Here is a 665-nt window from a genome sequence, read left to right on the forward strand (position 1 = left end):
GGCTGGGCGGAAATGAGCGCGATCGCCTGCGACGGGGAACGCGCGATGCTGGAAATCGGCGATGTGCTGCTGCCGCCGCACGGGGCCGGCATCTGCACCGCCTACGACGACAGTTACAACCAGGCGCCCGCCCGCCTGCTGCGGATTATGCGCGGGCTCGGCTATCGCGATACCTTCGTCCACTATGTCGGCATGAGCCATTACTACCGGCTGCAGCGCGTGGCCGGGCGGCTGGAAGCAAGTTCGGCCGCCGACCTCGCCGCGCCACTTATTTCAAAGACTGGTATCGCCGCGTAATCCACACCAAGCTGGCGCCGATGAAGAAGGTCGCTCGAACGATCAAATAACGGAGTACCAGTGGAATGCAATCCGGGATTGTTTTCCGGATCGGCAAGGTTGCGTTGCGGTCGGAAGCCGAGCGGCGGCCAACGCTGGAGATGCAGGTAACACTTGGAGCTTGTTCTCGCGTACAAAGGCCCACGAAAGATACGAGCAAATGAATAAGGAAACACCAGTGCGTGTTGATGGAACGCTCGCCAGAAGAAGACCGTGCTTCGCAGATCATGGGACGTTCCGGCGGCAAGTCGGTTCCGACCAGCGACGAAGATTTCAAAGGCTTCGATGGTATCTTCCTGAACGAAGGTACGAGCGAAGACGAAGATGAA

At 59.4% G+C, this 665-nt stretch carries 1 protein-coding gene; it reads left to right on the forward strand.

Annotated features, from left to right (window positions below):
* Window positions 1-297, forward strand: a 297-nt coding sequence (locus AB1L30_RS00055) for a hypothetical protein (RefSeq protein WP_367011322.1), incomplete at its 5' end; no start/stop codon positions are given.
* Between the last annotated feature and the right edge of the window lie 368 nt (window positions 298-665).

This window comes from Bremerella sp. JC817 (assembly GCF_040718835.1).
GTDB lineage: Bacteria > Planctomycetota > Planctomycetia > Pirellulales > Pirellulaceae > Bremerella.